This is a genomic window from Rhodohalobacter sp., from assembly GCF_041686455.1.
GTDB lineage: Bacteria > Bacteroidota > Rhodothermia > Balneolales > Balneolaceae > Rhodohalobacter.
The window spans coordinates 1-3476 of record NZ_JAWLDW010000188.1; the positions used below are offsets into that span (position 1 = coordinate 1).

2 protein-coding genes are annotated in these 3476 nt (G+C 41.8%); both read right to left on the reverse strand.

The features are described from left to right. Window positions 1–1633: TolB family protein (locus tag ACESM0_RS13310; protein WP_372906692.1), on the reverse strand; the 1633-nt coding region annotated here is incomplete at its 3' end. Between the two features lie 99 nt (window positions 1634–1732). Beyond that, entirely contained in the window at window positions 1733–3196 is a 1464-nt protein-coding gene (locus ACESM0_RS13315; protein WP_372906693.1) for a histidine kinase dimerization/phosphoacceptor domain -containing protein, read from the reverse strand. Window positions 3197–3476: the final 280 nt, after the last annotated feature.

Genomic DNA, 3476 nt, shown 5'->3' on the forward strand with positions numbered 1-3476 from the left:
CGGGCTGACTGATATGCTTTGATCCAAAATCGTAAAGATCTTTTTGGTAGTGATAGATTCGCGTCAGGTTGATCTGTTCTGTCAGATCTTTAACCGAGTCGTGGATCGGCTCAAACATTTTTTCTGCCTTAGCCAGCAGTTCCTGTTCACTTCTCAGGTTTGCTTCAAGTCGATCGATGAGAGTCTGTTTAGAGATTTTATCGCCAATTCGCACCAGGTAAACTCCTTGTTCGGGTGCAATTGTATCACCACCGCGCTGAGCAACAACGAGCAGTTTGGTGCCGTCCGGGCTGGGTTCCCAATCGTTCTCCATCGATACGGTTCGGATACTATTGTTGTGAAATAGCCTGTAGAAATCTTTTGTGTTTACATCATAAATATGGGATCGGCGATGTCGGGATTCGCCCATCATGCCCAAGACTTTCTCATCGTTCAAAAAATGAGGAAATAGTTCATGCTGAATATCATAAGAGAATTTTTCGTGAGAGCCGTCGGAAGTGTGAACCATGTGGAGATCCCAGCTGATTCCTTCTCTTAGCATATAAGCCAGCTTGCTGCCATCCGGCGAGAGTTCAGGGTTCTGAATCGGGTCGGTTGACGAGACGAATTCAACGGCTTCGAGTGAACTGTCGTTTAAGTTTACACTGTGAATAGCAGTTACATCATCTTGGCTGGTTAAAAAGGCCAATCGATTTCCATTTTTTGAAAGAATCGGAGCCTGACCGTTCCATTTTTGAATCTCACCTTGGTCCTGACTGAAAAGTACTATTCCGTTTTCGATATCGTAACTGTTTCGTTCGCTATCCGCGGGTGATGGAAAAGGTGATGAGGAGTAAGTATTGAAAATAACACGATCGCTTCCGGGAACTGCCATCGGCGCATCGTAAAATCCGGGATCCGTTGTGATTTGATTCAGTGATCCATCAGTAAGGTTGAGGGTGTAAATATCACTCCGGTCCGGTTGATTTGGATCAGAACCGGCAAACCAAATCGTGCCGTTTTCATCAAAAGATGGGGTTCGTACCAAAAGGTTCCCGGTGTCGAGTTTTTCTGTAGAACCGGATTGAAGATCAAAAACATACAGAGAAGTATTCAGCAATGCTTCGTATTGCATCTCGCCGCGCAGGCGATTGATTGCCGCACGATCCCTGGCATTAAAGGCCTCAGAAAGCTCGCTCTGAAGCTGTTCCAGTTTTTGTGTGGCTTCCGTCCCGAAAAATATGGCGTGCCTGCCATTAGGAGAGAACTGGAGATCAGAACCTTCAACGGTGTGAACAGCCTCTACTCCAGATTCAGTGATTTTGCCAATTTTCATAACAGGACCGTCACCCGTCAGGTCGTTCCACATAAAATGGGTGTTATCCGGGCTGAAAACCGGACTTCGTCCGTCCTCACTGATTTCATCTACTTCATAAATTTCACCCGTCAGCTTGGCGATGTCATCAAAATAAAGATCCGCATCCGGTCCGTTCAGGATCTCCAGAAAATCTTCAATAGCCCCGATGTAATTCCCTTCATCCCATTTCAGGTAGCCTTCCATGTAGGGACTGTTTGGAGATTGAACCTGGGCCTGAGCTGTATGAATAAATAGAAATGTAAAAAGGAGAAAGAATGTAGTAAATGTTCGGATCATCTATTCTGAAATATTGATTAAGGGTTAACCGAATATATCCGAGTGAGTTGTAAAATCCTTAAAAGAAATTTTACCCATCTGATTTTTCGAAAACAGATCTTATGATTTATGGGGGAAAGTGAAGGTAAAAGAAGCTCCCCTGCCTTGAGGCTCCGAAACAGTCATCTCTGCTTCAAGATGTGCAGCGAATGTGTTAATCAGCATAGAGCCTAAACCGTCCTGATTTTCGGGATTGAACTTCTCCGGCAAACCCGGTCCGTTATCTGATACCGTCAGTATAATATTCTTTCCGTCTTTCTTTAGTTTTACCGCCAGTTCCCCATCATTTCTGTGTTTAAATGCATGTTTGAAAGAGTTGACAACGAGCTCATTGACCAGCAAACCGCAATAAATTACACTTTTTGAGTCAATTTCTATGGAATCCATTTCAAACTGGAGCGAAACGCGATTATTCAGCTCTGTAAATGTGTTGTGTACGGATTCAATAAGATCTTTTAGATAAACATCCAGCTTGATGTCGGATAGTGAATCGGTTTTATAAAGTTTATCATGAATAAGGGCAATAGACTGAATGCGGGTTTGACTGGTCTGCAAAATTCTGTTAGCCTCCTCATTCTCGGTACTTATCGACTGCATTTGTAGCAAACCTGAAACAATAGATAGAGAATTTTTAACCCTGTGATGAATCTCCTTCAGTAAAACTTCTTTCTGATCTAATGAGAGCTGAATATCTTTAGTTTTGGTCTCAACTCGATATCGCATAAAGAGATAAATGCCAAGCAGTATAACCGCAAGTCCCAAAACGCTCCAAATAATCAGGCTAATATAATAGGAGGGAAGACCAATATAATTCAAGTCATCAGGTGTTCGTAAAAAGAGCTTATAATTTTTCTGTCCCGGAAATTCAGGATTGTACTCAGTAATAATTCCCTGCACGGCAATTTTATCTCCAACGCTTAGTACATCAAAGTTGAACTCTGAGAACCGGACGTGAAAGTTTGATACATAAACCATTATGCTATGAGGACTTTCTTCCGGTGAGATAATAACGTATTTGCCATTATACGTACTCCCTTTGTCGGTGATCAATCCTTCTCCTTTGGTTAACACACCCAGATAATCTGCCGGATTGGCAATTAGATCGATTAAATTTAACGGCCTTGGCACAGATCGATTCTGATACACGCGATAGGAATCAGCCTCCACTTCAATCAGCCCGTTATAGGAATCGACGGCTCCCCATACCATCAGGCTGTCACCGGGTGCAATTGGTTCATCAATGTTGTTAGAGAAAATTGATATTCCAGAAGAATCATCCTGAATGAACATTTGTAAATATTGTTCATGAAATACGCCGCTGGGAGAATTGGCAATTCCAGTGGTGATAACTTTTTTTCCAAGTAAATCGGGCTGCCCGTCTCCGTTATTGTCGGCTCGTATCTGAGAGTAGGTGCTGATGGAATCAGTTTTTGTTTGAGCAAAGACCGTTGAACTGAGCAGGGAAAGCAGTATTAATATTGTGAGAGGGAATAATTTTCCACCCTGGTAATTCAAATAATGCATTTAAGTCTAAAAGTGTACTGGCAATGGATCGTCAGAATTATTTGAAATTTCAACTATAAAAAGTTTGAGAGCTGGTATTGTTATCGGCTAATTAAGTGGCAAGTTTAATCATAAAGCTTCAGTGTTACAATAATTCTACAACTTAATCATGTATTTACAGCTTTCAGCCACTCGGATTGGCAAAGATATTATCTCAAAAAAACCATATTTTAAGATGATAAGACAAGTAGGACTTTTAACATCTTGAAAGCACAGAGGATTTATGACAACTGACAACCCA